This window comes from Paracoccus litorisediminis, from assembly GCF_009711205.1.
Classification (GTDB): domain Bacteria; phylum Pseudomonadota; class Alphaproteobacteria; order Rhodobacterales; family Rhodobacteraceae; genus Paracoccus; species Paracoccus litorisediminis.
Window position 1 is genome coordinate 858,221 of sequence record NZ_WMIG01000001.1, and the last position, 25,074, is coordinate 883,294.

General features: G+C 65.0%; 24 protein-coding genes and 2 tRNA genes. 7 read left to right on the plus strand and 19 right to left on the minus strand.

Annotation, left to right across the window (positions count from 1 at the left end):
- The first annotated feature begins 23 nt into the window (after positions 1-23).
- Together serS and GL300_RS04355 are read left to right on the plus strand one after the other, a co-directional pair.
- Positions 24-1,316: a serine--tRNA ligase gene (serS, locus tag GL300_RS04350; protein WP_155038319.1), complete on the plus strand. Its 1,293-nt coding sequence runs from the start codon at positions 24-26 to the stop codon at positions 1,314-1,316.
- 17 nt (positions 1,317-1,333) lie between these two features.
- On the plus strand, positions 1,334-2,137 hold the full coding sequence (locus tag GL300_RS04355) for a hypothetical protein (protein WP_225612032.1): 804 nt from the start codon (positions 1,334-1,336) through the stop codon (positions 2,135-2,137).
- Here GL300_RS04355 and der read toward each other — a convergent pair whose 3' ends face one another.
- The 11 genes from der to GL300_RS04410 all read right to left on the minus strand — a co-directional run bounded on the left by der (position 2,138) and on the right by GL300_RS04410 (position 13,884).
- The gene (gene der / locus GL300_RS04360) at positions 2,138-3,613 is read right to left on the minus strand and encodes a ribosome biogenesis GTPase Der (RefSeq protein WP_155038320.1); all 1,476 of its coding nucleotides are present in this window, start codon (positions 3,611-3,613) and stop codon (positions 2,138-2,140) included. It abuts the gene before it with no gap.
- On the minus strand, positions 3,610-4,932 hold the full coding sequence (locus GL300_RS04365) for a PQQ-like beta-propeller repeat protein (protein ID WP_155038321.1): 1,323 nt from the start codon (positions 4,930-4,932) through the stop codon (positions 3,610-3,612). Before GL300_RS04365 ends, der begins: the two co-directional genes overlap by 4 nt.
- 72 nt (positions 4,933-5,004) lie before the next feature.
- On the minus strand, positions 5,005-5,700 hold the full coding sequence (locus GL300_RS04370) for a tetratricopeptide repeat protein (protein ID WP_155038322.1): 696 nt from the start codon (positions 5,698-5,700) through the stop codon (positions 5,005-5,007).
- A gap of 76 nt (positions 5,701-5,776) precedes the next feature.
- Positions 5,777-6,685 carry an EamA family transporter RarD gene (gene rarD, locus GL300_RS04375; RefSeq protein ID WP_155038323.1) on the minus strand — a complete coding sequence of 303 codons (909 nt, stop codon included), beginning with the start codon at positions 6,683-6,685 and terminating at the stop codon, positions 5,777-5,779.
- Positions 6,686-6,874: 189 nt separating this feature from the next.
- A complete protein-coding gene (locus GL300_RS04380; RefSeq protein ID WP_155038324.1) occupies positions 6,875-7,474 on the minus strand; it encodes a superoxide dismutase in 600 nt (199 codons plus the stop codon).
- 144 nt (positions 7,475-7,618) lie between these two features.
- Positions 7,619-8,047: a hypothetical protein gene (locus tag GL300_RS04385; protein ID WP_155038325.1), complete on the minus strand. Its 429-nt coding sequence runs from the start codon at positions 8,045-8,047 to the stop codon at positions 7,619-7,621.
- A gap of 70 nt (positions 8,048-8,117) precedes the next feature.
- Positions 8,118-8,636, minus strand: coding sequence for a sarcosine oxidase subunit gamma (locus tag GL300_RS04390; protein WP_155038326.1), 519 nt, complete (start codon positions 8,634-8,636; stop codon positions 8,118-8,120).
- Positions 8,629-11,559, minus strand: coding sequence for a sarcosine oxidase subunit alpha family protein (locus GL300_RS04395; protein WP_155038327.1), 2,931 nt, complete (start codon positions 11,557-11,559; stop codon positions 8,629-8,631). Before GL300_RS04395 ends, GL300_RS04390 begins: the two co-directional genes overlap by 8 nt.
- The gene (locus tag GL300_RS04400; RefSeq protein ID WP_155038328.1) at positions 11,556-11,912 is read right to left on the minus strand and encodes a sarcosine oxidase subunit delta; all 357 of its coding nucleotides are present in this window, start codon (positions 11,910-11,912) and stop codon (positions 11,556-11,558) included. The genes GL300_RS04395 and GL300_RS04400 overlap by 4 nt, the downstream gene beginning before the upstream one ends.
- Before the next feature lie 252 nt (positions 11,913-12,164).
- Positions 12,165-12,479 carry a flagellar basal body-associated FliL family protein gene (locus tag GL300_RS04405; protein ID WP_155038329.1) on the minus strand — a complete coding sequence of 105 codons (315 nt, stop codon included), beginning with the start codon at positions 12,477-12,479 and terminating at the stop codon, positions 12,165-12,167.
- Between the two features lie 130 nt (positions 12,480-12,609).
- Positions 12,610-13,884: a sarcosine oxidase subunit beta family protein gene (locus tag GL300_RS04410; protein WP_155038330.1), complete on the minus strand. Its 1,275-nt coding sequence runs from the start codon at positions 13,882-13,884 to the stop codon at positions 12,610-12,612.
- Between the two features lie 196 nt (positions 13,885-14,080).
- On the opposite strand from GL300_RS04410, the gene ccmI reads away from it, so the two are divergent.
- Complete coding sequence (gene ccmI, locus GL300_RS04415; RefSeq protein WP_155038331.1) at positions 14,081-15,313, plus strand: c-type cytochrome biogenesis protein CcmI; 1,233 nt, start codon at positions 14,081-14,083, stop codon at positions 15,311-15,313.
- A complete protein-coding gene (gene ruvX / locus GL300_RS04420; RefSeq protein WP_155038332.1) occupies positions 15,310-15,777 on the plus strand; it encodes a Holliday junction resolvase RuvX in 468 nt (155 codons plus the stop codon). Before ccmI ends, ruvX begins: the two co-directional genes overlap by 4 nt.
- 56 nt (positions 15,778-15,833) lie before the next feature.
- Here the strand turns inward: ruvX and GL300_RS04425 are convergent, their stop codons facing one another.
- The 4 genes from GL300_RS04425 to mog all read right to left on the minus strand — a co-directional run bounded on the left by GL300_RS04425 (position 15,834) and on the right by mog (position 20,084).
- Positions 15,834-18,011 (minus strand): esterase-like activity of phytase family protein, encoded by a 2,178-nt coding sequence (locus GL300_RS04425; RefSeq protein WP_155038333.1) that lies wholly within the window; start codon positions 18,009-18,011, stop codon positions 15,834-15,836.
- 87 nt (positions 18,012-18,098) lie between these two features.
- Positions 18,099-18,449, minus strand: coding sequence for a hypothetical protein (locus GL300_RS04430; protein ID WP_155038334.1), 351 nt, complete (start codon positions 18,447-18,449; stop codon positions 18,099-18,101).
- Positions 18,446-19,360, minus strand: a complete 915-nt coding sequence (locus GL300_RS04435) for a DnaJ C-terminal domain-containing protein (protein WP_155038335.1) — start codon at positions 19,358-19,360, stop codon at positions 18,446-18,448. Before GL300_RS04435 ends, GL300_RS04430 begins: the two co-directional genes overlap by 4 nt.
- A gap of 190 nt (positions 19,361-19,550) precedes the next feature.
- Entirely contained in the window at positions 19,551-20,084 is a 534-nt protein-coding gene (gene mog / locus GL300_RS04440) for a molybdopterin adenylyltransferase (protein ID WP_155038336.1), read from the minus strand.
- A 110-nt stretch (positions 20,085-20,194) separates the two neighbouring features.
- On the opposite strand from mog, the gene GL300_RS04445 reads away from it, so the two are divergent.
- Complete coding sequence (locus GL300_RS04445; RefSeq protein ID WP_155038337.1) at positions 20,195-20,653, plus strand: GNAT family N-acetyltransferase; 459 nt, start codon at positions 20,195-20,197, stop codon at positions 20,651-20,653.
- Positions 20,654-20,699: 46 nt separating this feature from the next.
- Here the strand turns inward: GL300_RS04445 and GL300_RS04450 are convergent, their stop codons facing one another.
- Positions 20,700-21,929 (minus strand): argininosuccinate synthase, encoded by a 1,230-nt coding sequence (locus GL300_RS04450; RefSeq protein WP_155038338.1) that lies wholly within the window; start codon positions 21,927-21,929, stop codon positions 20,700-20,702.
- Between the two features lie 133 nt (positions 21,930-22,062).
- Here GL300_RS04450 and GL300_RS04455 point away from each other — a divergent pair, with 133 nt between their 5' ends.
- Both GL300_RS04455 and ilvA read left to right on the plus strand, forming a co-directional pair.
- Positions 22,063-22,782: a hypothetical protein gene (locus tag GL300_RS04455; RefSeq protein ID WP_155038339.1), complete on the plus strand. Its 720-nt coding sequence runs from the start codon at positions 22,063-22,065 to the stop codon at positions 22,780-22,782.
- Between the two features lie 40 nt (positions 22,783-22,822).
- Positions 22,823-24,061 (plus strand): threonine ammonia-lyase IlvA, encoded by a 1,239-nt coding sequence (ilvA, locus tag GL300_RS04460; protein ID WP_155038340.1) that lies wholly within the window; start codon positions 22,823-22,825, stop codon positions 24,059-24,061.
- Between the two features lie 6 nt (positions 24,062-24,067).
- On the opposite strand, the gene GL300_RS04465 is transcribed toward ilvA, so the two are convergent.
- The 3 genes from GL300_RS04465 to GL300_RS04475 form a co-directional block, all read right to left on the minus strand.
- Complete coding sequence (locus GL300_RS04465) at positions 24,068-24,508, minus strand: NUDIX domain-containing protein (RefSeq protein ID WP_155038341.1); 441 nt, start codon at positions 24,506-24,508, stop codon at positions 24,068-24,070.
- A 165-nt stretch (positions 24,509-24,673) separates the two neighbouring features.
- Positions 24,674-24,758 (minus strand) — tRNA-Leu (locus GL300_RS04470).
- A 172-nt stretch (positions 24,759-24,930) separates the two neighbouring features.
- A tRNA-Leu gene (locus GL300_RS04475) sits at positions 24,931-25,015 on the minus strand.
- Positions 25,016-25,074 lie beyond the last annotated feature (59 nt).

The window sequence follows — 25,074 nt, forward strand, 5'->3', positions numbered from 1 at the left end:
CAGATAGATGAACGGGTCAGCCCATGCACGACATCCGCGCCATCCGCGAAAACCCCGCCGCCTTTGATGCAGCCCTGAGCCTGCGCAACCTGGCCCCGGTTTCGCCCGAGATCCTGTCGCTGGACGCCGACCGCCGTTCCCGCATCAGCGCCGCCGAGGCCGCTCAGGCCGAACAGAACCGCGCCAGCAAGGAAGCCGGTGCCGCCAAGGGTCGCGGCGATGAGGCCGAGTTCGAGCGGCTGCGCGCCTTCGTCACCGCCAAGAAAGAGGAAAACGCCCTGCTTCAGGCCGAGGCTGCCGCGCTGGACGCGAAGCTGGCCGAATTGCTGATGGGCATTCCCAACCTGCCGGTCGACAGCGTCCCCCCCGGAGCGGATGAGAACGACAATGTCGAAATCCGCCGCTGGGGTGAGCCCGGTCGTTTCGACTTTACCCCGAAAGAGCATTTCGAGATCGAAGGCGTGAAGCCCGGCATGGACTTCGAGACCGCGGCCAAGCTGTCGGGCTCGCGCTTTGTCGTGCTGCAGAAGGGTGTCGCACGCATCCATCGCGCGCTGGCCCAGATGATGCTGGACCTGCATGTCGACCAGCACGGCCTGACCGAGACCTGGACCCCGGTTCTGGTCCTGTCCAAGATGATGGAAGGCACCGGCCAGCTGCCGAAATTCGGCGAGGACAGCTATCAGACCACCGAAGGCTGGTGGCTGATCCCGACATCCGAGGTGACGCTGACCAATACCGTGAATGGCGATCTGGTCGAACATGCCAGCCTGCCCCGCCGCATGGTCGCGCATAGCCAGTGCTTCCGCTCGGAAGCGGGCAGCGCGGGCCGCGACACGTCGGGCATGCTGCGCCAGCACCAGTTCGAAAAGGTCGAGATGGTCTCGATCACCGATACTGAAAACGGTCTGACCGAACATGGCCGCATGACCCGCTGCGCCGAAGCCGTGCTGGAGAAGCTGGGGCTGCCCTATCGCACCATGGTGCTGTGCGGCGGCGACATGGGCTTTGGCGCCCGCATCACCCATGACCTTGAGGTCTGGCTGCCGGGTCAGGACCGTTACCGCGAGATCTCGTCGGTCAGCTATTGCGGCGATTTCCAGGCGCGGCGGATGAATGCCCGCTATCGCCCCGAAGCGGGTGGCAAGCCCGAGTTCGTCCACACGCTGAACGGCTCGGGCCTGGCGGTCGGACGGACGCTGATCGCGGTGCTCGAGAACGGTCAGCAGGCCGATGGCTCGGTCATCCTGCCCGAGGCGCTGCACCCCTATCTGCGCGGCAAAACCCGTCTGGGCGCGGATGGCGAGCTGGTCTGAGCGCTGAAAGCGACACGATGGTGCGGAATTCCTTCCGCGCCATCGAACCCGGCGGACCCGAGCGGCGTTCCGCAGACATGAGACAAGCCGCAGCCCCCCTTTTGCTGATCGCCACGCTGGCCTTTATCGCCAGCACATTCGGCTATGCCCTGCGCCCGGTCGCATTGGCGCTGGAGCCTGCGACCGAATTCGGCATGGGCATGGTCTTCGAAAGCGAGAACGTGTTTCTGGATCTGGGCGGGCAGTTTCTGCAACCCCGCGTCCTGACCATGATGGGCCTGCTGGTCGTGACATGGCTGGCGCTGGGGTTTCACGCCATCCGCTGCCTGCTGACCGATGAGGGCGGTCGCCATGACGAATATGCGCTGCTGATCGTCGGGCTGATTGCCGGGGCGACATGGCCATGGCTGCGAGACGGCCACCCTATGATGGGGATCATGCTATGCGCGGTGATGTTGGCGGGCTTTCTGGGCGCGGCGCTCAGCGCGATGCGGCTGGGCGACCGGATCAGGAACAGCGGCGCACTGGGATTCGCCGCGGGCTGGGCCACGCTGGTCACCTGCGCCTATTTTGCGACATTGCTGCAGACCCAGTTGCGGGCACCGATGGTGCTGGCGGCGGGCATCGCCATCCTGATCGCAGCCTTGGCCGCGGTGAATGTCCAGCTGCGGCTGGGAGGAACGATCAGCTACAGCGTCGCCGTCATCTGGGGGATGATCGGGCTGGCCGCGGGCTCGGTCTCGGTCGAGGCGGCGCTGGCCACGATGGCCGTGCTGGCCATCGCGGTCATTGCCGTCGCCCTTGTCAGGGTCACGACCTGATCAGGCTTCCTTGGGCTTTTGCCGGTGCTTGTGCTTCGACAGCGCGCCTGACTGATTGATCTTGTTGGCCTTGGCCAGATAGGGGTTCTTGGTCCCCTGATCACGGAAGGTCAGACGGATCGGCGTACCGGGCATGTCGAAATCGGCGCGCAACCCGTTGATCAGGTAGCGCTGATAGCTGTCCGGGATCTTGTCGGTATGCGTCGCCATGACCACGAAGGCCGGCGGACGGGTCTTGACCTGCGTCATGTAGCGCAGGCGGATGCGGCGGCCACCCGGAGCCGGCGGCGGATGCGCCTCGGTCATCGCGCCCAGCCACTGGTTCAGGCGGGCGGTCGGAATACGGCGGTTCCAGACCTCATGCGCCTTCAGGATCGCGTTGTGCAGGCGGTCCAGCCCCTTGCCGGTGCGGGCCGAGACGGTGACCAGCGGCGCGCCTTTCAGCTGCGGCAGCAGACGTTCAAAGGCCTCGCGCAGCTCATTGAGCTTTTGCGGCTTTTCTTCCTCAAGATCCCACTTGTTCGCGGCGACCACGACAGCGCGGCCCTCGGTTTCCGCGAAGTCCGCGATGCGCAGGTCCTGCTGTTCAAAGGGGATGCCCACGTCCAGCAGCACCACGACCACCTCGGCGAAGCGCACGGCGCGCAAGCCATCGGCGACCGAGAGCTTTTCCACCTTGTCGGTGACGCGGGCGCGCTTGCGCATCCCGGCCGTGTCGAAGATGCGGGTCGGCGTGCCCATGAAGTCGGTGGTGACCGAGATCGAATCGCGGGTGATCCCGGCCTCGGGGCCGGTCAGCAGACGGTCTTCGCCCAGGATCTTGTTGATGAGGGTCGATTTCCCGGCATTCGGACGACCGATCACGGCGACCTGCAGGGGCTTCGCGGCGCTCGGGCGCCAATCCTCGGAATCGTCTTCGTCGTCATCCTCGGAGACATCGACATCGGTTTCCGGCGCCTGCTGGACGTTCTGAGCCTCGAACACATCGGCCAGAGGGACGAGGACGCGGTACAGGTCATCCATCCCCTCGCCATGCTCGGCCGAGATGCGCAGGGGCTCGCCCAGGCCAAGGCCATAGGCCTCGAGGAAACCGTTCTCGCCAGCCCGGCCCTCGGCCTTGTTGGCGGCAAGGATCACGTGCTTGGCCCGCTTACGCAGGATGTCGGCGAAATATTCGTCGGCCGCGGTGACGCCGACGCGGGCGTCGATCACGAACAGGCAGATATCGGCCTCATCGACGGCGCGCTCGGTCAGGCGGCGCATCCGGCCTTGCAGGCTGTCATCATCGACAAGCTCGAGGCCCGCCGAATCGACGACGATGAAACGCAGGTCGCCAAGGCGGCCCGCTCCCTCGCGCAGGTCGCGCGTGACGCCGGGCTGGTCATCGACCAGCGCCAGTCGCTTGCCGACGAGGCGGTTGAAAAGCGTGGACTTGCCGACATTCGGCCGCCCGACAATGGCGAGGGTGAAGCTCATCTATATGCTATCAGTTGGCCGTCATGAGTGACGACGTAAAGGGTCTGGCCTGCGACGGCCGGTGCTGCTGCGGCGCCGCCGGGGATCTCGGCAGTGCCGATCAAAGCGCCCGAGGCGGGATCGAAGACGCGCAGATACCCGTCCGAGCCGGCAAGGTAAAGCCGATTCCCTGCAAGCACCGGTCCATAGTGATTCCAGACCTTATCCTGCTTCCTGACAATCTGCTTGGTGAAGTAGGGCAGCTTCTGCGCCCAGACCCGCCCGCCATTCGCCGCATCCAGCCGCAAAAGCTGGGCTTGGTCATTGACGAGGAACACCGAATTCCCCGCGACCAGCACCGGGCTGGAGGCGCCTTCGGGGGCTTCCCATTTCGTGGCACCGGTCTCCAGATCATAGGCACCGACCCGACCCGAGCTGGTCCCGGCATAGACGGTGTTGCCCGAAATCACCGGATCTCCGGTCACGTCGCGGAACAGCGTGATCGAACGGCCCAACCGCGAACCCGCGACATTGGCCTGCCAGGTTTGCGTGCCCTCGGTCGTGTCGACGCCGATGATCTGCCCGGTCGAGAAGGGGAAAACCGCCGTGCCGCCCGCAACCGCAGGCGCGGCGCTGCCCATGACGCCCGCCATGCCGTTATTGCTGAAGACGCGCCACAGCACCTTGCCGTCGCTGGCGCGAACCGCCCAGCCGGTGGCATTGCGGCCCATCACATAGACCACGCCATTGGCCACCGAAGGCGCGCCGCTGATCGGGGCATCGACCCGCTGCCGCCATGCGATGCCGCCGGTCCGCGCATCCAGCGCGACCAACTCGCCATAGCCCGAGGTGGCAAAGACGCGACCGCCCTCATAGGCCAGCCCACCGCCCGAGACACTGTCCGAGGTTTCCGCCGAAGGACGCAGGCTGGCGCTCCAGACGCGGCCACCGCCGGTGCTGGAGGCGGTGACGGTCGACTGGCTGTCCAGCGTGTAGACCAGCCCGCCCGCCACGATCGGATCGGCGGTGATGCGGTGGCGGCGGTCGGATGCCGCGCCGATCGAGGTCGCAAAGACCCGATTCGTGCCCGCGCCAATGGCCATGTTCCCCGAGGCGTGGCTGGCGCTGCCCGCCCGTTGCGGCCAGTCGGCATTGCCGCGCACCGGCGGCAGCGACAGCGCCGTCGTGGTCGGGCCGGTCGCGCCCTGTACCGGGACACCGTCGGGCGAGATTACCGCTCGCGGGTCCAGACGTTCGCCGGGCAAGGGCTGGTCGTTCTTGTTGCAGGCCGCAAGGGCCACGATGCCGGTCAGGGCGGCGATAAGGGGCAACCGGGTCATCGCTGTCTCCTCGTTGCGGCGGGACGGGGCACGCCTACTTTTGTTCTTCCGGCAGAGCCGGCGTATTTCGCGTTATTCGGACGGGGCCACGGTGGTGGATTGCGGGCCGGGGCCTTGCGCCTCGTCCGGGTCGGCACCCAGCGTGATCATCATCTCGGCAAGGCGGCGGCGCAAGGGCTCGGACAGGCCGTCCTTTTGCTGGATCTGGCGGATCAGCATGGTCGCGTCCTCGGTCCGGCCCGCGCCGATCAGGGCGACGGCCTTCTGTTCCAGCGCCAGCATTTCAAAGGGCGCGCCGGGTTTGGACAGATTGGCAAGGATGGTGTCGCGCTGCGCCGCATCCATTTCCTGCCCGACGACGATCACCGCCTTGAGCTGGGCAAGGTCATGCAACAGCGGATCAAGCCCCGGCAGATCGGCAGCAGCCAGCAGGCGTTCGGACGCCTTGCCGTTTTCGCCCGCCTCGGCCTCGGTGCCGGCGGCCAGCATTTCGGCCATCAGCTTGCGGCCGGGGATATCGCCGGCGTCAATCGCTTCCAGCGCCGGAACGCGGTCCTTGGTGTCCTGCGCGGCCAGCACCGCATCGCCCCAGGCGCGAGCCTCGGACTGGGCCTTGCCATTGGCATGCTCGCGCCATGCGGCCCCGCCCACGATGGCCAGGATCAGCGCGATCGCGATCCAGCCAAAGCGCCGGAAGGCCTTGAACAGCCTGTCGCGGCGCAACTCGTCGGTGACCTCGTCAATGAAGCTGTCGTTCTGGTTCGCCATGTCGTCCCCGTCTGCTTTCGCGCTGTTCTATACGGGGATGCGCCCCTTTGCCAATGGCGGCGCGCAAGGCAGGGGATCAAGCGTTGCGGCGCGCCTCAGCGCGCTGGCCGATCAGCGCCGAGGCCGAGTAGATCGCCAGCGCCAGCCAGATCATCGCGAATGCGATCATGTGCCAGCGGGTGAAGTTCTCGCCAAAGACCAGAACGGCGCACAGGAATTGCAGCGTCGGGTTCAGGTAAAGCATCAGCCCCAGCGTCGACATCTCGACCCGGCGCGAGGCATAGCTGAACATCACCAACGGCACGGCGGTGATGACACCCGAAGCCGCCAGCAGCAGCGACATCTGCATGTCGGTACCAAAGCTGACCGGATGGGCCAAGGCGGCGGGCATGATCCCGGCTTTTTGCGCCAGCAGCCAGCCAAGCGCCAAAGGTGCCAGGATCGCGACCTCGCAGGCAACCGACAAGACCGGACCCACCGGCAGAGATTTCTTGACCACACCGTAAAGCGCAAAGCTGATCGCCAGCGACAGGCTGATCCATGGCGCGACCCCAAGGCCCCAGGTCAGCAGGATGACCGCCAGCGCCGCGATCAGGACGGCGACGCCCTGTGCGGCCAACAGTTTCTCGCCAAAGAACACCAATCCCATGACCACGGCGATCAGCGGAAAGATGTAATATCCCAGCGAGCTTTCAACGACATAGCCCGCCTGCACCGCCCAGATGAAGATGCCCCAGTTGATCGAGATCACCGTCGCCGCAAAGGCCAGTCGCGGCAGGAAAGGACCGAACAGCGTGCGCCGGAATTCGCCCAGCCGTCCCTGCCAGCCAAGGATACCCAGGAAAAGAACCAGCGACCACAGCGTGCGATGGGCCAGCACCTCGATCACCGCGACATCGGCAAGCTGGTGATAGAACAGCGGCGACAGACCCCAGGTCAGGCAGACCCCGATCATCGCCCAGAATCCCTTGCCCCATTCAGACATGCGCGCCTCCATACAAGGTTTCGGACATGCGCCTGTTTGGCCGCAAGGGCAAGAGGGGGGCTCTGCCCCCCGCCGCAACGGCCCCTCGATGGGGCCATTGTGGCGTCCCCCGGGATATTTCGACAAGAAAGAAAACGGCCCGCCAAAAGGGGCGGGCCGCGTTCACTGGCAACAGGCAAAAGCCGGGGGTCAGAGGCGCGAGGCCACGTTTTCCCAGTTCACCAGGTTGTTCAGGAAGTTTTCCAGATATTTCGGGCGGGCATTGCGGAAGTCGATGTAGTAGCTGTGCTCCCACACGTCGCAGCCCAGCAGCGCGGTCTGGCCGAAGCACAGCGGGTTCACGCCGTTTTCGGTCTTGGTGATCTTCAGCGAACCATCCGCATCCTTGACCAGCCAGGCCCAGCCCGAGCCGAACTGACCGACGCCTGCCGCAGCGAAATCCTGCTTGAACTTGTCGACCGAGCCGAAGGATTCGGTCAGCGCCTTTTCCAGATCGCCCGGAATCGCACCCGGATTGGGACCCATCATTTCCCAGAACTGGGCGTGGTTCCAATGCTGGCTGGCATTGTTGAAGATGCCGTTCTGCGCCACGGCACCCGACTGGTAGGTGCCCTTGACGATGTCCTCAAGGCTCTTGCCTTCCCACTCGGTGCCCGAAACCAGCTCGTTGAGCTTGTCGACATAGGCCTTGTGGTGCTTGTCGTGGTGGAATTCCAGCGTCTCTTTCGACATGCCGCCTGCGGCAAGCGCATCATGGGCATAAGGAAGATCGGGAAGCGTGAAGGCCATTTTCGAAGTCCTTTCCAAGGGGTTCGGAACAGGGTTCTGACACAGCCGGCGGGCAGGGAAAAGCCCTCAGATCGCGGCAATGCCAAGGCGGTGGCGTCAGGCGGCACAACGCGCCAGCCAGAGCGAGGTTCCGCCGCATCCGGCCTAAGGGGTGGCGCATTCCCCTACCCCGCGCATGGTGTTCTGGTAACCCTGCGCCGTCACCAGCAGCTCGGCTGTGCCATCGGACTTGCTGACGCGCAGCCGGTAATCCAGCCGTTCGGTCCGCTGCCCGGAATTGTTGCGCACCCGGCCCAGCGCCCAGCCATAGGTACGACCCCTGGCGTCATCCACCGTCACCACCGCCTTGATCGGATGGCGGACCAGTTTTTGCAGGACCGGGTCATAGACCTCGATCCGGCCGGCATGCGGCCCGGCATTCTGGCGGGTGAACATCAGGAAATCCGGCACCCAGCCGGTGCCGCTTTCATCAATCAACTGACACATCATCACCCGCAGATCGGGCTGTGCGTCCTGCGCCTGCACGCCAAGCGGCAACGCGGCGATCACGGCGGCGGTGATAAGCTGGCGCATCGGAACCCCAAGCTGTGCTGGCCCCATCCAAAGCCGTCAGACGGTCAAGCACAAGGGGGCAATCGCCCTGTCAACGCGGATCGAGGCCGGTTCCCGCCCGCGCCGCATTGTCCAGAAGTCCGCGCAGGTAATCCGCGACCGAGCGGAAGCCGATCAGAACGAATCCCCCCTCTTGCCGCCAGAAGCCGCAGGCCACCTGCGCCGCGCGGCTGCGGCGCATGCCATCGGCAGGCATCGCGGCCAGATCGGTGGGCGACAGCTTGGCCAGAACCTGATCGGCCCTGCCCCCCTCGATGGCAAAGGCCGCGCGCATGTCGCTGACGTCAAGGACCAGCACGTGCTGCCCGGCCAGCGCCGTCGTCAGCTCTGCCAGCGCCGCCGCCAGTTCGGCCTGCGGCAACACCAGCAGCAACTCATCCGGCGACATCCAGCACAGGCGTCGGCTGCCATTGGTGGTGGTCGAGGTCGGCCCCGGCAGCGGGATGGCCGCCGCCTTGGTGATGGCCGCCCCCGCCTCGGTCAGATCGGCGCGGATCTGGATCATGCCCAGATCGGTGATCTCGCGGATATGTGCCAAAGCCTCAGCCATTCGCGCGGCTCCCTTCCTTGTCGTAGAAGACCGGATCGACGATCCGCGCCTTGTAGGTTTCCGCGCCCGCGACCGGGAATTCCAGCACCTCGCCCATGCGGTCGGGACCGTGGCGGACCAGCCCCATGGCGATCGGCGTGCCCAGCGTCGGCGAGATGTAGGTCGAGGTCACCCGCCCTTGCAGATTGCGCTGGCCATTGGGGTTTACCCCTTCGTCCACGGCGTAAACCCCATCGGGCAGCATCCGTCCGTCAAGGCTTTCAAGCCCGACCAGCTTCCAGCGCAGGGGATCGGTCATGTGGCTGCGTTCCTGCGCGCGCTTGCCGATATAATCGGACTTCTTCTTGCTGATCGCCCAGTTCAGGCCCAGATCCTGCGGGATCACCGTGCCGTCGGTTTCATCGCCGATCATGATGAAGCCCTTTTCGGCGCGCATGACATGCATGGCCTCGGTCCCATAGGGCGTAACGCCCAGATCGGCCCCGGCGGCGTGCAGCTTCTCCCACAGCTCCAGCCCGCGCCCGGCGGGTACGGCGACTTCGAACGACAACTCGCCCGAGAAGCTGATGCGATAGATACGGGCGGGAATCCCGGCGATCTGACCCTCAGCCCAGCCCATGAAGGGCAACGCCTCGGGCGAGAGGTCCATGCCGCCCAACCGCTCCAGCAGGTTGCGCGCCTGCGGGCCAACCACGGCGACCTGCGCCCATTGCTCGGTCACGTTGGCGGTATAGACCTTCCAGTCCCACCACTCGCATTGCAGCCAGTCTTCCATATGGGCGTGCATGCGGTCGGCGCCGCCGGTGGTGGTGTGAACCAGCCAGGTGTCCTCGGACAGGCGTGCGGCGACACCATCGTCGATGAGGAAGCCGTTTTCGTTGCAGATCAGCCCGTAGCGGCATTTGCCGACCGGCAGCGTCGACATCATCCCGGTATAGATCATGTCGAGGAAACGCCCGGCATCCGGCCCCTTGACGACGATCTTACCAAGGGTCGAGGCGTCCAGCGTCCCCACGCCCCCGCGTACGGCGCGGATTTCGCGCGCCACCGCAGCGGCATGGGTTTCGCCCGCCTGTGGATAGCAATAGGGGCGGCGCCAATGGCCGACCGGTTCCCAATGCGCGCCCTTGGCCTGATGCCAGCCATGCATCGGGGTCTTGCGCAGCGGCTGGAACAGATCGCCGCGCGCCTCGGCCGCGATGGTGCCCAGAGTCAGCGGCGTATAGGGTGGGCGGAACGTGGTGGTGCCGGTCTGCGGGATCGGCTGCTTCAGCGCGGCGGACAGCACGGCAAGGCCGTTGATATTGCTGACCTTACCCTGATCGGTCGCCATGCCCAGAGTGGTGTAGCGCTTGGTATGTTCGACACTGGCATAGCCTTCCTGCGCCGCCAGCTCGACATCCGAGACCTTCACGTCATTCTGGAAATCCAGCCACATCTTGAACTTCATCGCCTTGGTCGCATTGACCGGCATGACCCAGACCGGCAGCAAGGGCTGTTCGGGTTCGGCCCCGGTGGCCCCGGCGACCAGCAAATCGCCCGCCGCCGCCCCGACCGGGGTCGCCATCGCCGCACCATCGTCGCCGGTCGGCGGACGGCTGGTATCGGGCAGGAACATCGCCTGCGCATCGGACCAGTTCAGCTTGCCGCCGCAATGGCTCCACAGATGCACGACCGGGGACCAGCCGCCGGACATGGCGACGCAATCGGCCTCGATCGTTTCGGACACCTGACCCGCCCCGACATGCGAACAGACCTGCACCACCTGAACGCCCTGCCCGCCCTTGACCCCGGCAATGGCGCTGGCGGAAAGGATGCGGATGCCGCGCGCGCGGACAGCCTGAGGAAGCGCGCCCGAAGGGTTGGCGCGGGCGTCGATCACCGCAGGCACCTCAAGCCCGGCATCCAGCGCCGCCAGCGCCGTGCGATAGGCGTCGTCGTTATTCGTCACCACGACAATGCGCCGCCCCGGCGCCACGGCATAATCCGCGATGAAATCCCGCACGGCCGAGGCCAGCATCACACCGGGCACATCATTGCCGGCAAAGCTCAGCGGACGTTCCAGCGCGCCCGAGGCAACCACCACATGCCCGGCCCGGATGCGCCACAACCGCTGGCGCGGCAGCCCGGCATTCGGATCGTGATCGGCCAAGGCCTCGCGCGCGATCAGGTAGCCATGGTCGTAAAGCCCGGTCGCCATCGTATTGCGGCGCAGGGTGACATTCGGCATGGCGCGCAGATCGGCCAGAGCCGCGTCGATCCGCGACTGGCCATCGGCGTGATCGGTCGGCGTGCGTCCGCCCCAATGCGGGTTCTGTTCCAGAACAGTGACGGTCTTGCCCTGCCGCCCGGCATCGCGCGCCGCCAGAAGCCCGGCAATGCCGCCACCGACCACAACCAGATCGGCATGGGCATAGGCCTGTTCATAGCTGTCAGGATCGGCCTCGGTCGGGGCCTTGCCCAGACCGGCCGAGCGGCGGATCACCGGCTCGAACACATGTTTCCAGAACGGGCGGGGATGGATGAAGGTCTTGTAATAGAAGCCCGCCGGCAGGAATCGATACAGCCAGTTGTTCACCGCGCCCACATCGACATTCAGGCTGGGCCAGCAATTCTGGCTGGTCGTGACCATGCCCGCGACAAGCGCCGTGGTGGTGGCGCGCTGGTTCGGCTCAAACCTGCCGCCCTGCCCCAGTCCCAGGAGCGCGTTCGGTTCCTCGGCGCCTGAGGCCAGAGGTCCGCGCGGGCGATGATACTTGAAGCTGCGCCCCATCATCAGCTGACCGCTGGCCAGCAGGGCCGAGGCCAGCGTATCGCCCCGCAGCCCGCGCAGGTGGCGACCGTCGAAACGGAAGGGCAGCGGATAGGCGCGGTCGATCAGGCGGCCGCCGCGGGACAGGCGGAAGGGTCCGTTATCGCTCATTCGGTCAGGCTTTCGGCAGGCGAGGTTTCGGTCCAGTCAGGCGTCCAATCCGGGCGCTTGGCGCGGATGGCGGCAACGATCTCGGGGGTGGGATGCGGGTTCTGCGCCTTGTAGGTGCCGAACACCTCAAGCGTGGCGGTGCAGCGCGCGGCCAGAAACCACTTGCCGCAGCCATAGGCGTGGCGCCAGCGCTCGAAATGCACGCCCTTGGGGTTCTTGCGCGCGAACAGGTAGGATTCGAAATCCTCGTCGCTCGCCCCAGGGCCAAAGCGTTTCAGATGCGCCTCGCCACCCGGAGCAAGCTCGGTCTCCTCGGCGCGGATGCCGCAGCAGGGACAGGTCAGGGTCAGCATCACTCACTCCTTGCGTGACAGGCGCGCATGGTCAGTCGCGCCAAGGCCATGGGCCGGACGCGGGTGGGGTTCTGGACATGGGAAAACAGTTCAGGCCGGGTGCTGCTGGCCATAGGCGCAGGCTGCGTCACGACGGGCATTATCCGCCAGCGCGCAATCCCGACTTTACGCGGGCCGATGTGGATCAGCCGCGCCGCAATGTCGACCGAGGGGCGGAAAGCCCCTCGATCCTTGTTTAATGCCGCAGCGCGATCAGTTCGCGGGCGGGGTGGTGCCAGCCGGAGCAGGCGTTGCCGGAGCAGCAGGCTCGGCAGGCGTCGCCGGTTCGGCAGGGGTTGCGGGTGCGGCCGGAGCAGGCTCGGCCGGTGCGGGCGTGGTCGTGGCCGGAGCGGCGGGCTCGACGCTGACAGCGCCATCGGTCGTAGCCGGCGCAGGGGTCGTGACGGCGCCGTTATCGACCGGTGCGGTCGGCTCGGTCGAGCCGGACATGTACCAGTAGATGACGGCCAGCACGACGATGATGGCGCCGATGATGAGCCACAGATTGCTCTTGTTTTGTTCGGCCATGAAGAAAACTCCTTGGTCATGGTGACGTGCGGGACCAATGCACTATTCCGCCAAGAGTTCCATTGAAATCGCAGCATTTTTCTTGCGCCGTCACGATTGGCGGAAAGCCGCCCGCAGATTTCCTGCCGGATCAATGCGCCACCCCCGCTGCCACGCTTTCGTCGATGAAGCGCCCCTCGCGGAAACGGTTCAGCCCGAAATCGGCAGCCAGAGGCCCCGGTTGACCCTTGGCCACCAGTTCCGCCATGGCCCAGCCCGAGCCGGGGATGGCCTTGAACCCGCCCGTGCCCCAGCCGCAGTTCACGAAGATATTCTCGACCGGCGTCGTCGACAGGATGGGTGAGCGGTCGCCGGTCATGTCGACGATCCCGCCCCATTGCCGCAGCATCTTCAGCCGCGACAGCATCGGGAAGGTCTCGATCAGGGCGCGGATGGTTTCCTCGACATGCTGCCACGAGCCGCGCTGGGAATAGTTGTTGAAGCCGTCGGTGCCGCCGCCAATCACCATCTCGCCCTTGTCGGATTGCGACAGGTAGCCATGGACGGTGTTGGCCATGATCACCAGATCGCAGCAGGGCTTGATCGGCTCGCTGACCAGCGCCTGCAGCGCCATCGATTCGATCGGCAGCCGGAAGCCCGCCTTCTCTGCCAGAACCGAGGAATGGCCCGCGACCACCAGCGCCAGTTTGTCGCATTCGATGCGGCCCTTGCCGGTGTTCACGGCGCGGACGCGACCGGATTCGGTCTCGATCCCGGTCATTTCGCAATTCTGGATAATATGCATGCCCATGGCGGAACAGGCCCGCGCATAGCCCCATGCCACGGCATCGTGCCGCGCGGTGCCGCCGCGTTCCTGATACAGCCCGCCAAGAACCGGATAGCGCGGCCCATCGATATTGATGATCGGCAGCATCTTCTTGATGCGTTCGGGCGTGACCCATTCGGTCGAGACATTCTGCAACTGGTTGGCATAGACCGTGCGCTTGTAGCCGCGAACCTCATGTTCGGTCTGGGCCAGCATCAGCAAGCCGCGCGGGCTGAACATGACGTTGTAGTTCAGGTCCTGCGACAGGTTTTCATACAGCTTCAGCGCCTTGTCATAGATCGCCGCCGAGGGGTCCTGCAGGTAGTTCGAGCGGATGATGGTGGTGTTGCGCCCGGTATTGCCGCCACCCAGCCAGCCCTTTTCGATGATCGCGATATCGGTGATGCCGAAATTCTTGCCAAGGTAATAGGCCGTGGCCAGCCCGTGCCCGCCCGCGCCGACGATAACGACCTGATACTTCTTCTTCGGCTCGGGGCTGGCCCAGGCGCGTTTCCAGCCGGAATGCAGGCGCATCGCCTCGCGCGCGATGGCAAAGACCGAATAGCGGCCGGTGCTTTTCGATGCGGGATTGGCGGACATGGGGCGTGACCTTTGCAAAAGACTCGGTCAGCAGAGTGGATTTTCGCGAGGCGTCCGGCAAGTCAGGCCTGCGACGGGCCAATTGTCGAATTGCGACAGGGAGCGGCGCAGATCTTCCGCACGGCCGCTCGCGCCACATTGACTTTTTCCGCGCCTCCGGAACGGATAGAAGACGGGGGCGCCATGGGAGTATGCGATGTTCTGGATGATCTGCGCGGCTTTGTCGGCCATCGTTGCGATTGCGATTGCCGCACCGCTGCTGCGTCGCCGCGCGGCGGGCGAACAGCCTGCTGCCGCCTATGACCTGCGGATCTATCGCGACCAGCTGCGCGAGGTCGAACGCGATCTGGAGCGCCGCGTCGTCGAACCCGCCGAGGCCGAGCGCCTGCGCAATGAAATCGGCCGCAAGGTTCTGGCCGCCGACCGCGCGCTGGCGACGGAAACCGCCTCGGGCCGCACAGCCGGTGGTCCGGTGGCGCTGGCGGTCCTGGGCCTGCTGCTGTTGGGAACGGTGCTGCTCTATCGGCATCTGGGCTCGCCCGACATGCCGGACGAACCCATCGGCACCCGCATCGCGCATGCCGAGGCCAATTACGCCAACCGCCCCAGTCAGGCCGAGGCCGAAAAGGCCGCGCCGAAACCCGAACGCGCCCAACCCGATGCGGATTATGCCGCGCTGATCGAACAGCTGCGCGCGACCGTCGCCAAGAATCCCGACGATCAGCGCGGGCAGGAATTGCTGGCCCAGCACGAGGAACGTCTGGGCAATCTGGTCGCCGCCAAGGAGGCGCAGACCCGGCTGATCGCGCTGCGCGGCGACAAGGCTTCGGCTGCCGATTACACCCGTCTTGCCGGACTGACGATCGAGGCCGCGGGTGGCCTGATCACCCGCGAAGCCGAGGACCATCTGGACCGCGCGCTTGTCTTGGACCCGATGGAACAACAGGCACGCTTCCTGTCAGGCCTCTTGCAGATCCAGAGCGGCCGCCCCGATCTGGCCTTCCCGATCTGGTCGCATCTGCTGGTCGAGGATATCGACAATGCGCCCTGGCACGGGCTGGTTCGTGCCTCGATCAAGGATCTGGCCTGGTTCGCAGGCGTGCCCGATTACACGCCGCCCGACCAGCAATCCGCCCCACAGCCCGGCGCGCTGCCCGGCCCGGATGCCGAAACGATGGCAGCGGCGCAGGACATGACCCCCGAAGACCGTCAGCAGATGATCCAAGGCATGGTCAAGGGGCTGGAATCGCGGCTGGCGACGCAGGGTGGCACGCCCGAGGAATGGGCGCGGCTGATTTCCGCCCTTGTCGTCCTTGGCCAAAAGGATCATGCGCAGGACATCCTGGGCGAGGCGCGGACGCGTTTCGCCTCAATCCCCGAGGCGCTCGCCACCATCGAGGCCGCGGGCAAGCAATCGGGACTGCAATGATCTGCGAGACGATCGAGGAATTCGCCGCCGCCCTGCCGCGCACCGGCGCCATCGCCGGGCTGGATCTGGGCACCAAGACCATCGGCGTCGCGGTCAGTGACGGGTTGCGCAGCGTCGCCTCGCCGCTGACGGTGATCCGACGGGTCAAGTTCACGCTGGACGCCGAGGCGCTGCTGAAGATCGTCGCGGATCGCGCGCTGGTCGGGCTGGTTCTGGGCCTGCCGCGCAATATGGACGGGTCAGAGGGACCGCGAGCACAATCCACCCGCGCCTTTGTCCGCAATCTTGAACGCCTGACACCGCTGCCGATCAGCTATTGGGACGAACGCCTGTCCACCGTCGCCGCCGAACGCGCCCTGCTGGAGGGCGACACCTCGCGCAAACGCCGCGCCGAGGTCATCGATCAGGTCGCGGCGGGCTATATCCTGCAAGGCGCGCTGGACCGGTTGAGTTTTCTGGGCTGAGCCTCGCGTGACGTGCGAAAGCGGCCCTTGCGGGCCGCTTTTTTCTTTGCCGAAGATCAGTTCGAAGCCGTCTGCGTGCCCAGCGGGAAGGACCACAGGAAGGTCTCGCCCGAGGCATCGTCGACGCCGTCATTGTCGGTCACGGTCCAGACCAGCCCATCCGGGGTGATCGCCATGCCCTCGACCTTGTCCTGAACATAGCCGTTCCACTGCTTCAGGTCGGGGATCAGGTCGCGGACGACCTGCTTTTCGACCAGCGGCAGATCGCCACCCAGCGCGGCAGGGGCCAGCCCGTCCAGGGCCACCTTGGTCACCTGCTTCAGCTTGGCCGCCTGACCGATCAGGTTGTCGCGCTCGACCAGATAGATGTCGCCATCATGGATGGTCAGTTCCGACAGACCGACCCAGCCTTCGCCCTGCTCCAGCGGATAGCGGACGCCCGCCCATTCGCTGGTGGCAGGATCGAAGCGCAGCAGTTTTGCCTGCCCCTTGGGATCGTCCTTCCATTCGCGCTGGACGGCCATCCACAGCGCGCCGTCCGATGCCAGCGCGATGCCCTCAAGCCCGAAACGGGTCGAACCGGCAACCAGATCGGTGGGCAGCTCGATGCTTTGCTGGACCGCGCCCTGCGCATCGACATTCAGGATCTGATGCGGGATTTCCTTTTCCGGATTGCCTTCGCTGGCCAGCCAGAAGCCACCCTTGCCGTCAGCGGTGATGCCTTCCAGATCCAGCTTTTCGGCGGGCTTGCCGTCCTTGGTGACGATCATGCGAGAGGTGATGCGGGCGGGCGTGGTCCCGGTCTCGATACGATAGATCGAGGGTTCCGCCGCATAGGCGCTGTCGCTGACCGCATGGACGACGGTCGCATCCTGCGGATCGACGGTCAGGCCCGACAGCGCGCCCCAGCCGATCAGCTGATCGCCGGTCGAGACGATCGTCGGATAAGCGGGCGTGCCGTCAGTGCGGGCATAGATCATCACATGCGAGCGGGCGGCGCCGTCCTCGCCCAGATCGGTCTCATTGGCGCTGGCAAACAGGCCGCGCGCGGGGATGGCAACCAACCCCTCCGGCCCGATGCCCGAGGGCAGGATCTGGGTCAGCTTCGGCTGGGCGGGATTGGCCACGTCATAGACGCCGATGGCGCTGCCGCGTTCCGAACCGACGAACAGCAACTTTTTCCCGTCGAACTCGGCATATTTCAGCGCCTCGGGCTCAACGCCCTTCTTGCCCGAGCGGCCCTCGGGGTAATGGCCGATGCGGACCAGCGCATGTTCGAACTCGGCGCCGGACTCATAGGCGACCGAACCGTCGCGCTTCCAGATGGTGAAGCCGCGCGAGCCGCCCTTCCAGTCGCCTTCATTCGCGGTGGCGAAGTGGTCATTGTCCAACCATGCGACGGTATCGGGTTCGCGCGGCACGGCGGTCAGGCTGCCGGTAAAGTTCAGCTTGCCGTCCTTTTCCGTATCGACGCCCGCCAGATCGACCGCGCCCGCGCTGAAATGCGAGGCCACCTTGCCATCGGCACCGATCACCACGATGTGGTTGTTTTCCTGAAGCGTGACGACCAGATCGCCATTGGCGTTGAAGTCCAGATATTCGGGCTCGGGGTCCTCGGGGGCGATTTCAGCCAGCCCGGTCAGTTCAACGACCTGCTTTCCGGCGCAATCGACTTGCCCGTCCTTGATCGGCAGGCGGGTGACGAAACCCGCCGGCATCTGGGGCAGAGCGCCGTCATTCACCTCTTCGTCGCGCTCATTCTCGATCGCGACGGCCAGCCAGTCGCCCTTGGGCGACAGCGCCACCGAATCGGGCTGCCCGCCCAGATCGCAGCTGGCGATCACGGATTTGGACGCCAGATCTACCGAACGCAGCACGCCCGAGGGCTGGGTGAAGCTTTCCGAGGTATTCACGCCGACAAAGGCCGTCCCGCCCAGCACCACAGTCGTGGTCGGCTCGCCATCCATCGGGATATTGCCAAGGGGTTTGGGCGCGGCGGGATCGGTGATGTCGATCAGCCCGATCGCGTTCAGCGGGCTGTCGGAATAGATCAGCTCCATGCCATCGGCGGTCGCAGTCATGATCTCGGCCGAGGTGGCGCGGGCGCGGTCCTCGCCATCGGCCATGTTGTCGGCGGTGGCAAAGCTGGCGATGCGGTTGAAAACCGGCTCGGCGACGGCGGGCGATGCAGCCGCCAGCGCAACAAGCGAGCAGAGGGTCAGGCGAAACGTCATGATTTCCTCGGGGGTTGGCAAGGTCCCCGCGGATGTGGCGCGCGCATGTAACATGGCCTTGAAGGCCGGGTGACGCTTGGGTGACGTTTAGTCCCGACGGACGACCCGCACCTCTCGGATCGCGGTTTTCAGGCGGATGCGGGTTTCGGCGGGCTCGCGCGCCACGGCGTCCAGAATTGCACGCATGTCGCCGCGTAGCCCGTGCAACTGATCGACCAGCGACAGGACCAACGCCAGCGCCTCATCGTCCAGATGGTAGCCCTCGGACAGATCGACCACCAGATGCAGCCGGGCGATGTCCAGATCGCGAAACAGCGGGCCGCTTTCGGACTGCACCGGCTGGACGACGCCGCTGCTGATATAGGTCTCCAACTGCTCGCGGGTCATCTCGGGCAGTTCGATCAGGGTTTCGGTCAGGGTGTAATGCCTGCGCGTCATTTGCCCCTCCTTGGATCATAGCCATGGTTCTGCCGCCATTCTTCCATGAATCGCGCCAGATCGTCGTCGATACGGGGCGGCATGACGATTTTCAGCACGACATGCTGGTCGCCGCGCTGGCCGCCTTCGCCCTTGAGGCCACGGCCCTTCAGCCGCAGCTTCTGCCCGGTGCTGGCTCCGCGCGGGATGCTGAGCATGACCGGGCCGTCGATGGTCTCGGCCTCGACCTTGCCGCCAAGAACCGCCTCATCCAGCGTGATCGGCAGGGTGGTTTCAACGTCATCGCCGTCGCGTCGCCAGTCGGGGTCTTCGGCAATGACCAGTGTCAAAAGCGCGTCCCCCGGCGTGCCGTCGCCATAGCCGGCGGCGCCCTTGCCGCGCAGGCGGATGATCTGGCCGTCGCGCGCGCCTTCAGGGATCTTCACATCCAGAACCGCACCGTCAGGCATGGTGATCCGGGTCGAGCCGCCACGCGCGGCGGTCATGAAGTCGATCTCCATGGTGAAGCGCTGATCCTGACCTCGCATGTCGAAACCTCGCGCGCCGCCACCCCGCTTGCGCGAGGCACCGCTTTGCCCGAACAGGTCCGAGAACACGTCGGACAGATCGTCGAAATCCTGCGCGCCGGGGCGATAGGGATTGTCTCCCGCCTGCGCGTAATCGCGGTAATAGTGCCGCTGCTGGCGCTCCTGCCCCGAAGCGTCGATCTCGCCCCGATCAAAGCGGGCGCGCTGATCAGCATCCTTGAGCAGGTCATAGGCCGAGGAGGCCGCCTTGAAGCGCTCATGCGCGGCCGGGTCGGGCGTCAGGTCCGGATGATCGGTCTTGGCGATCTTGCGATAGGCCTTCTTGATTTCATCCTGGCTGGCGGTCTTGCTGACACCCAGCGCCTTGTAGGGATCATCGGCCATGGCCGGTTGCGTCCTTTCACCTGACTGCGGCCAACGTCGCGAAGGACGCGGGCGTTCCCCTATCCGATACGAGCGGGGGGATTTTGTCCAGTTTCAAGCCGCTGCGCGAAAGGGGGGCTCTGCCCCCCGCCAGATCGGCCCCTCGATGGGGCCGGTCTGGCGCCCCCCGGGATATTTGGGCAAGAAAGAGTCACGCCTTGGGGCGAAACGCCTTGATCCGGGCGGGATCGGTCTCGATCCGGGCCGCGCCGATCAGGTCAAGGCAGTAGGGAACCGCCGCGAAAACCGCATCAAGGCAGGTCGCGATGGCCGAGGGCTTGCCGGGGATGGTGATCATCAGCGTCTGGCCCCGGATCCCCGCCGTCTGGCGCGACAGGATCGCGGTCGGCACTTCAAGCAGGCTGGCGCGGCGCATTTCCTCGCCAAAGCCGGGCAGTTCCTTTTCCATGACATCGGCCATCGCCTCGGGCGTCTGGTCGCGCGGGGCGGGGCCGGTGCCGCCGGTGATCAGGATCAGATCGGCATGTTCCCGGTCAGCGACATTGAGCAGCGTTTCGGCCACGATCTCGCGGCCATCGGGGATGATCGTGCGGGTAATGGTCATGGGCGAGGTGATGGTGGCGCGCAGCCAGTCCTCGGCTCCCGGTCCGCCCTTGTCCTCATATTCGCCGCGGCTGGCGCGGTCGGATACGGTGACGATGGCGATATGGGCGGGACGGGTCATGGCGCGGCCTTCTGATCAGTTCCGGGACATAGTGGCGGGGAAAGCGCGGGAATGAAAGATCGCGGGCGGTTTCCGTTGCCCGTGGCGATCGGGCATGATCGATTACCGGCATGAACCCGATCCTGATCCGCCCCGCCGACCCCGCTGATGAACCCGCCATCAGGGCCTGTGCCACGGCCGCCTATGGCCCCTATATCGCCGCAATCGGACGGCCTCCGGCACCCATGGTCGCGGATTTTACCGCCCAGATCGCTGCCAGGCAGGTGCATGTGGCAACCGACAGGGACGGCGCGTTTTTGGGCTATGTCGTGTTTTTTCCCGACGGAACCGCCATGCATCTGGAGGCCGTGGCCGTGACGCCCGAGGCCGCGGGCCGGGGCGTCGGCAAGCTGCTGATCAAATTCTGCGAGGATGAGGCGCGGCGCTCAGGGCTGTCAGCAGTGCAGCTATACACCAACCAGAAGATGGTCGCGAACCTGTCCATCTATCCGCATCTGGGCTTCACCGAGACAGGCAGGCGGTCCGAGGACGGGTTCGAGCGGGTCTATTTCGAAAAAGCCCTGACCTGAGCGCCGGAATCGAAAGGGCCGCGGGGATCGCCCGCGGCCCTTCGTATCATTTGGCGACGCGCGCGTTGCGGGTCGCGATCAGTTTCAGGCGAAGCGCGTTCAGTTTGATGAAGCCAGCCGCGTCCTTCTGGTCGTAGGCGCCGGCATCTTCCTCGAAGGTGACGTGCTTTTCGCTGTAAAGCGAATGGTCCGACCAGCGGCCGACGCAATTCACCGAGCCCTTATAGAGCTTCAGCCGGACCGTGCCGGTGACATGCTCTTGCGACTTGTCGATCAGGGCCTGCAGCATCTCGCGCTCGGGCGAGAACCAGAAGCCGTTATAGATCAGCTCGGCATAGCGCGGCATGATCGAGTCCTTCAGGTGACCCGCGCCCGCGTCCAGCGTGATCTGCTCGATGCCGCGATGGGCTTCCAGCAGGATGGTGCCGCCGGGGGTCTCGTAGATTCCGCGCGATTTCATGCCGACGAAGCGGTTTTCCACAAAATCGAGGCGACCGATGCCGTGCTTGCCGCCCAGTTCGTTCAGCTTGGTCAGGATCGTTGCGGGCGACAGCGCCTCGCCATTGATCGCGACGGCATCGCCCTGCTCGAAGGTGACTTCGATGAATTCGGGGGTATCCGGCGCTTCCTCGGGGGAAACGGTGCGCTGATAGACATATTCCGGCGCGGCCTCAGCCGGGTTTTCCAGCGCCTTGCCCTCGCTCGAGGTGTGCAGCAGGTTCGCATCAACCGAGAAGGGCGCTTCGCCGCGCTTGTCCTTGGCGATCGGGATCTGGTTCGTTTCCGCGAATTCGATCAGCTTGGTGCGCGAGGTCAGGTCCCATTCACGCCACGGCGCGATGACCTTGATCGAGGGGTCCAGCGCATAGGCCGAAAGCTCGAACCGAACCTGATCGTTGCCCTTGCCGGTCGCACCATGCGCCACGGCATCGGCGCCGTGCTTATGGGCCAGTTCGACCAGATGCTTCGAGATCAGCGGGCGCGCGATCGAGGTGCCCAGCAGATACAGCCCCTCGTACAGCGCATTGGCGCGGAACATCGGGAAGACGAAATCGCGCACGAATTCTTCGCGCACGTCGACGATATGGATATTTTCCGGCTTGATGCCCAGCAGCTCGGCCTTGGCGCGCGCCGGTTCCAGCTCTTCGCCCTGCCCCAGATCGGCGGTGAAGGTGATGACCTCACAGCCATATTCGGTCTGCAACCATTTCAGGATGATCGAGGTGTCGAGCCCGCCCGAATAGGCAAGGACGACTTTCTTCGGCGCGTCGGTCATGCGGTAAGCCCCCTTGGAATGTCGCGCAGGGAATAGGACCATTCGCCGCTTGTCACAAGGGGACGGGGGAAATTAGGCTCTGCGAAATTTTGGGAAAATCATGCAGTCAATTCGCATTCTAAGACATTCTTTCATGCAACTCGCGGGCAATTGGCGGCAGGCCATATTGCTTTCCATCGGGCCGCTACTGGTTCAGACAGCCGCCCTCGGGCTGGCGATTTTCATGTTGGGTGGGCTGCACGCTCCACCACAGTCTATCTTCTTCTTCTTTTTTGTCTGGGCTCTGACCTTCGGCGCAATCCTCTTCTCGGCGGCATGGCTAGCAACGAGATGGCATAGGTTCGTGCTGCTTGCCGAAGTGCAACGCGCCTTTTCTCGACCGCGTCAGATCTTGCCATATCTCAAGACGATGCTGCTCACGCTCGTCTTGATGGCCGCTATCGCGATTCCAATGCTCCTGTTTGCCCTCACTGCCATGCGCATGGTGAACCAAGAAACGATCCCCGCTGCCACGCGCTTCTTCAGCGTCGCGGGAACGTTCATCTTTTATATCTTTGTGCTAAGGCTTAGCACGGCTTTGCCGGGGGCGGCCATCGGCGCGGCAAAACCGATCAAGCGCAGTTGGATCGCCATGGGCAAAACATCCCGAACCTTGGCTATCCTCGTTCTAGGCTACATGCTGTTTCAATGGGGCTTCCAAGCACTGGCGGGCGGTCATACCAACTTTGGTAAACTTCCCAGTGTCTGGTGGATTGCCGCACAACTCGGGATTTACTGGTTTTCGGTGCTCTTTTATCTGTCTGTGCTGACAACATTGTGGGGGCATTACGTCGAGGCCCGACCACTGCGCTGAAACCCTTGCCAAATCGCATAATTCACGCCATTGGCCGGGCATGGAAAACTTTGCCGCCTCTGTCCGCCAGGCAGAGATCGCGCTGCGCGACCTCTTCGAGCCGACGCCCCTGCAGAAGAACGACCACCTCTCGGCCAAATACGGGGCCGAGATCTGGTTGAAACGCGAAGACCTGACGCCGGTGCGCAGCTACAAGCTGCGCGGGGCCTTCAACGCCATGCGCAAGATCGGCGCGGGGGCTGCGGGGCATTTCGTCTGCGCCAGCGCCGGAAACCATGCCCAAGGCGTGGCCTTTGCCTGCCGTCATTTCGGGGCCAAGGGTACGATCTTCATGCCGGTGACGACACCGAAGCAGAAGATCGACAAGACCCGGATCTTTGGCGGCGGCGCGGTCGAGATCGTGCTGACCGGCGATTACTTCGACCAGACCCTGGCCGCCGCGCAGGAATTTGCCCGCGCACAGGGGGCCACCTTCCTGTCGCCCTTCGACGATCCCGATATCATCGAGGGTCAGGCGACCGTCGGGCTTGAGATCCTGAGCCAGATGGACGGCGCACCGGATGTGATCGTGCTGCCGGTTGGTGGCGGCGGGCTGTCCGCGGGCGTGACCCGGCTGTTTGCCGAGCTTTCCCCCAGCACCCGCGCCGAATTCGCCGAGCCCGATGGCGGCGCCAGCCTGCAAGGCGCGCTGCTGGCCGGTGCGCCCGTCACCCTGCCCGCCGTCGATACTTTCGTCGATGGCGCGGCGGTCGCGCGTATCGGTGCCCTGCCCTTTGAGCATCTGCGGCGGTTTTCGCCCGATCAGGTCCATCTGGCCCCCGAGGACCGGATCTGCGCCACCATGCTGGAAATGCTGAATATCGAGGGGATCGTGCTGGAGCCTGCGGGCGCGCTGGCCGTCGACGCGCTGCGCGACATCCCCGATCTGGCGGGCAAGCGGGTGGTCTGCATCTGCTCGGGCGGGAATTTCGACTTTGAGCGCCTGCCCGAGGTCAAGGAACGCGCCCAGCGTTTCTCGGGGTTGAAGCGCTATTTCATCCTGCGCATGCCGCAGCGCCCCGGCGCGCTGCGCGATTTCCTTGAGCTGCTCGGCCCGGATGACGATGTCGCCCGGTTCGAATATCTGAAGAAATCGGCGCGGAACTTCGGCTCGATCCTGATCGGGATCGAGACCACCTCGCCCGAAAACCTCGACCGGCTGCGCGAGCGGCTGGAGGCGGCGGGGATCGGGCATCGCGACATCACCCGCGATCCGGTTCTGGCCGAATTCCTGATCTGACCGCGATCAGCGCCCCGCCAAGGCGAGGCGCGCGAAATGACGCGAGCCGGGATCGGCCAGCAGCCCCTGCAGGTCCGACAGCGCGACCCAATGCGCATCATGGCCCGGCTCGGTCGGCGGACCCAACCGCATGATCGGTCGGGCCAGATAGATGGTGCACAGTTTCTCGGCCCAGAAATCGTAGTCCGGCATCCAGCAATAGCGGCGATAGCTGCCCAGCCGCCGAACCGAGCCGATGGACCAGCCGGTTTCCTCACGCACTTCGCGATGCAGCGCCGCGACGGGCGATTCGCCGGGATCTACCCCGCCTCCGGCCAGCTGGAATTCCGGCTCGGGCGCGTGCTGAAAGGTGACCAGCGCCCGGCCATCACGGATCAGAACCGCATAGGCTCCGGCACGATGACGGTAGGGATGAGGACCGGGCGGAGGGCCGAAACGGGGAATCATGGCTGCCTTTCGACGGATCGTGGCTGAAGCGCAGCCATTGCGGCCGCAGCCTTGCCCGGAGCCTGTGCGATCCGCAAGCCCGCGCGGGGCTTTCGATCAGGGCCGACCCCGACGCCACATAAGCAAAAACCCCCGAAAGCATGAAGCTTTCGAGGGTTTTTGTTTTGGTGCCCAGGAGAGGACTCGAACCTCCACGCCTTGCGGCACACGGACCTGAACCGTGCGCGTCTACCAATTCCGCCACCTGGGCAGGTGGTATGAGCGGGTCATTAAAGGCAGTCGCGGGCGGCGTCAACTCGATGTGGAAGGTTTTTTCGGATTTCGTCGACAAGGCATTCTGAGGGCCGTTCCACCCCGCCGCAAACGTGGAATCCGGAAAGCAAAAACCCCCGAAAGCGTGACGCTTTCGAGGGTTTTCGTTTTGGTGCCCAGGAGAGGACTCGAACCTCCACGCCTTGCGGCACACGGACCTGAACCGTGCGCGTCTACCAATTCCGCCACCTGGGCAGGTGGTGTGAGCGGCTGATTAAAGACAGTCGCGGGGGGCGTCAATGGGGTGAAAGTCG